The following is a 4,537-nucleotide window of genomic DNA, read 5'->3' as shown; positions in this document are numbered from 1 at the left end:
GCGCAGTGGGTGGGGATGGCGGTGGAGTTGTTGGATGTGTCGGAGGTGTTCGCGGCGCGGTTTGTTGAGTGTGGTGTGGCGTTGGAGGGGTTGGTGGATTGGTCGTTGGTGGATGTGGTGCGGGGGGTGGGGGGTGCGCCGGGGTTGGATCGGGTGGATGTGGTGCAGCCGGTGTTGTGGGCGGTGATGGTGTCGTTGGCTGCGTTGTGGGAGTCGTTCGGTGTGCGGCCGGCTGCGGTGGTGGGTCATTCGCAGGGGGAGATTGCGGCTGCGGTGGTGGCGGGTGCGTTGAGTGTGGTGGATGGTGCGCGGGTGGTGGTGTTGCGGTCGCGGGCGATCGTGGCGTTGGCGGGTCGTGGGGGGATGGTGTCGGTGGGTTTGGCTGCTGAGGGGCCTGGTGGTGTGTCGGAGTTGGTGGGGCGTTGGGGTGGTCGGGTGTCGGTGGCGGCGGTGAACGGTCCGTCGTCGACGGTGGTGTCGGGTGATGTGGGTGCGTTGGATGAGTTGGTGGAGTTCGCTGAGGGTGTGGGGGTGCGGGTGCGTCGGATCGATGTGGATTATGCGTCGCATTCGGTTCATGTGGAGGAGATCGAGGGGGAGTTGGCGGCGGCGTTGGGTTCGGTGACGGCGTTGGTGCCGTCGGTGCCGTTCTTGTCGACGGTGACGGGTGAGTGGGTGGAGGGTGCGGTGACGGATGGGGGTTATTGGTTCCGGAATCTGCGGCGGACGGTGTTGTTGGAGCCGGTGGTGCGGCGTTTGGTGGGGGAGGGGCATGGTGCGTTCGTGGAGATGAGTCCGCATCCGGTGTTGACGGTTCCGATCGCGGAGACGGTTGAGGCTGTGGGTGGGGATGCGGTGGTGGTGGGTTCGCTGCGTCGGGGTGAGGGTGGTCTGGAGCGGTTCTATCTGTCGTTGGGTGAGGCGTGGGCGCGGGGTGTGGCGGTCGACTGGTCGCCGGTGTTCGAGGGGTTGTCGCCGCGTCGGGTGGAGTTGCCGACGTATGCGTTCCAGCGCAGCCGCTACTGGCTGGAGACTCCGAAGCCGGTGATGGGTGCGGATCCGGTGGAGGAGCAGTTCTGGCGGACCGTCGAGGAGGGTGACCTCGAGGGATTGGCGGGCACTCTCGGCGTCGCGGAGGGGCTGGAGAGCGTCGTGCCGGCTCTCGCCGCCTGGCGCACCGCGCACCGCGAGCGGGGAGCGGTCGACGGTTGGCGGCACCGGGTGGAGTGGCGGCCGCTGACCGCGACCGCCCCCACCTCCGCCGCCGGAGAAACCTGGCTGATCGTCGCCCCCGAGTCGATGGAAGGCGACACCCTGGTCACCGACGTGCGGGCGGAACTGGAAGCGCGCGGGGCCCGTGCTGTCGTCGTCGCCGTCGACGCCGCCCGGCTGGACCGCGCGTCGCTCGGGGCACTGTTGACCACCGCCGACGTGTTCGCCGGGGTGCTGTCGCTGCTGGCGCTCGACGCGCGGCCGCACCCCCGGCAGCCGGCCGTGCCCCTCGGGCTCGCCGGCACCCTCACACTCCTGCAGGCCCTCGGCGACGTGGGCGTCGACGCACCGCTGTGGTGTGTGACCCGAGGCGCCGTGGCCGTCGGCGACGACGACGGGCCGGCGGCGCCCGAGCAGGCCGGTGTCTGGGGCGTCGGCCGGAGCGCCGCCCTGGAACACCCCAAGCGCTGGGGCGGACTGGTCGACCTGCCGCAGGCCGGGGCGAACGGCATCACGGGGCTGCTGCTGGACGCCGTCACGGCAGGCACGGCGGAGGACCAGGTGGCCCTCCGGGACGGCAGGACGTACGGCCGCCGGCTCGTCCACGCCGCTACCCGCGGCAAGCCGGCGCCGCGTGACTGGCGCCCGCGCGGCACCGTCCTCGTCACCGGGGGAACCGGCGCGCTCGGCGCCCATGTCGCCCGCTGGCTGGCCACCCGTGGAGCCGAACACCTCGTCCTGACCGGCCGTCGTGGCGAGGGCTCCCACATCGCCGGTCTGCGGGACGAACTCGCGCACCACGGCACCCGGATCACCGTCGCCGCCTGTGACACCGCCGACCGCCGGGCGCTCGCCGACCTGGTCGACGGCCTTGCCGAGAGCGGCAACCCGGTGCGGGCGGTCGTCCACGCGGCCGGCGTCAGCGTCCTCGGCCCGATCACGGAGACCGACGTCGACGACCTCGCCGCGACGCTCTCCGGCAAGGTGCTCGGCGCCGCCCACCTCGACGAGGTGCTGGACACGGCCGAACTCGACGCCGTCGTCTACTTCTCCTCCATCTCCGGCACCTGGGGCGTCGCCGACCACGCCGCCTACGGCGCCGCGAACGCGATCCTCGACGCCCGTGCCGAACGCCGGCGCGCCGACGGCGCGCCCGTGCTCAGCGTGGCCTGGGGACCCTGGGCGGGCGGCGGCATGATCGCCGAGTCCGTCCAGAACGACCTGCGCCGTCGCGGCGTCCCCGTCATCGAGCCGGCCACCGCGATCACCGGCCTTCAGCAGGCCCTCGACCACGAGGACACGGTCGTCGCGGTCGCCGACGTCGACTGGCGACGGTTCGCGGAGGTCTTCACCTCCGTACGCGCCAGTGCCCTCCTCTCGGAACTCGCTCCTTCCGGTGCCGAGACGACGGGAACGGCGGCCGGGACCGCCCCGGGCGACGGCGTCTCCGCCGCGCTGCGCGAGATGGCCGATCTCGATCCCGAGCGGCGGACCGCCGCGCTGCGCGCCCTGATCGGCACCCACGTGGCCGCGACGCTGGGGCACGCGGACGCGGAAGCGGTCAGCGTCGAGACGGCCTTCAAGGAGCTCGGCTTCGACTCCCTCACCGCTGTGGCGCTGCGTGACCGTCTGCACCGGGCCACCGGCCTGAAGCTGCCCACCACCGTCGTCTTCGACCACCCCAGCATCTCCGCGCTCGCCGCCTGCGTCGACGACCTGGCCTTCGGCGGCAGGCGCGCGGACGCGCGACCCGCCACGGACACCGTGGGCGCGGCCGCTCCGACGGCCGCCGACGAGCCGATCGCCATCGTGTCGATGGGCTGCCGCTTCCCGGGCGGCGTCCGCGCCCCCGAGGACCTGTGGCGTCTCGTGGCCGACGGCGTGGACGCCATCTCCCCGCTGCCCACCGACCGCGGCTGGGACCTCGACGCCCTCTACGACCCGGACCCCGACCGCCTCGGCGCCAGCTACGTCCGGGAGAGCGGATTCCTCGACGACGCGGCCGGGTTCGACGCGGCCTTCTTCGGGATCTCGCCGCGTGAGGCGACCGCGATGGACCCCCAGCAGCGGCTGCTGCTGGAGACCACCTGGGAGACCCTGGAGCGCGCGGGCATCGACCCCAAGACGCTGCGGGGCAGTTCGACCGGCGTGTACGTCGGCCTGACCGACCAGGAATACGCCGCCCAGCTGCGCGCTGCCTCCGGGGACAACGAGGGATACCTCGCGACCGGAGCGGCGGCCAGTGTGGCGTCCGGACGCATCGCCTACGCCCTGGGGCTGGAGGGCCCGGCGGTCACCGTCGACACGGCCTGCTCCTCCTCGCTGGTCGCCCTGCACCTGGCGGTGCGCGCGTTGCGCGCCGGTGAGTGCCGTCTGGCGGTGGCCGGCGCGGCCACCGTGATGTCGGGACCCGGGGCCTTCGTCGCCTTCAGCCGCCAGCGTGCCCTGGCGCCCGACGGCCGCTGCAAGCCCTTCGCCGCCGACGCGGACGGATTCGCCCTGTCCGAGGGTGTCGGCGTGCTGCTGCTGGAGCGGTTGTCGGACGCGCGGGCGCTGGGCCACCAGGTGCTGGCGGTGGTGCGGGGTTCGGCGGTCAACCAGGACGGCGCGTCGAACGGTCTGACGGCGCCGAACGGTCCGTCCCAGCAGCGGGTGATCCGTGCGGCGCTGGCGGACGCGGGTCTGTCGGCTGCGGATGTGGACGTGGTGGAGGCGCACGGCACGGGGACGAAGCTGGGTGACCCGATCGAGGCGCAGGCGCTGCTGGCGACCTATGGCCAGGAGCGCGACGGCGACCGCCCGTTGTGGCTCGGGTCCGTGAAGTCCAACATCGGTCACACGCAGGCCGCTTCGGGCATGGCCGGCATCATCAAGATGGTGCAGGCCATGCGCCACGCCACCCTGCCCGAGTCGCTGCGAGGCGATCGGCCTTCCCCGATCGTCGACTGGTCGTCGGGTGCGGTGGAGCTGCTGGCGCAGGCCCGTGCGTGGGAGGAGACCGACGGCCGGCCGCGGCGGGCGGCGGTGTCGTCGTTCGGCATCAGCGGCACCAACGCCCACGTCGTCCTCGAAGCGCCGCCGCAGGATGCGGCAGACACCGATGCCGAGCCCGCCGAGCGGAACCCGGCGCACGACCGGGCGGTCGTGCCTCTCCTCGCCTCGGCCCGCACGGAGGCGGCGCTGGCCGCCCAGGTCCGGCAGCTGACCGCGCACCTGGAGTCCACCGCGGCCGACGCGGTGGATGTGGCGTGGTCGTTGTGGCGGTCGCGGTCGGTGTTCGAGTGCCGGTCGGTGGGTGTCGCGGGTGAGTGGGTGGCGTCGGGGT

1 protein-coding gene is annotated in these 4,537 nt (G+C 73.0%); it reads left to right on the top strand.

The features are described 5' to 3' along the window. On the top strand, window positions 1-4,537 hold a 4,537-nt coding region (locus Sri02f_RS40770; RefSeq protein WP_159106902.1), incomplete at both ends, for a type I polyketide synthase.

It is taken from the genome of Streptomyces rishiriensis, assembly GCF_003112535.1.
Classification (GTDB): Bacteria; Actinomycetota; Actinomycetes; order Streptomycetales; family Streptomycetaceae; genus Streptomyces; species Streptomyces rishiriensis.
The sequence above is the reverse complement of the archived record's forward strand: the minus strand, read 5'-3'. Positions and strand labels throughout refer to the sequence as shown.